Source organism: Mesorhizobium sp. M1A.T.Ca.IN.004.03.1.1 (assembly GCF_003997555.1).
Taxonomy (GTDB): domain Bacteria; phylum Pseudomonadota; class Alphaproteobacteria; order Rhizobiales; family Rhizobiaceae; genus Mesorhizobium.
Genome location: NZ_RZTV01000518.1, coordinates 1 through 262 on the forward strand (window position 1 = coordinate 1; position 262 = coordinate 262).

Sequence of the window (262 nt, forward strand, 5' to 3'; positions counted from 1 at the left end):
GTGAAAAGTAGCGAGCGCAGTGCCCAGAGATCTTTGCCTGGCCAAACCTGTGCATTCTTCCCGAAGGGCGAGGATGCGAGGAGTTCCTTCATCTCGTCCTCCCAAGCTGAGGTGCCGTTAGTGGCAAGGCAGTGGGTTGGCTCGCCGCCGGTTTCCATGATGAAGCGCGCCATCCCATAGACAAAATCTGGATCGCCGTAGATCGCGTATTTTTTTCCATACAGCCAAGCTTGGCTGTCCGCCATCGCGTCGATGAGTCGCC

General features: G+C 56.9%; 1 protein-coding gene. It reads right to left on the minus strand.

What is annotated here, in order from left to right; genetic code table 11:
- A partial coding sequence (locus tag EOD29_RS32710) for a nitrogenase component 1 (RefSeq protein ID WP_281059255.1) occupies window positions 1-262 on the minus strand: 262 nt, incomplete at both ends.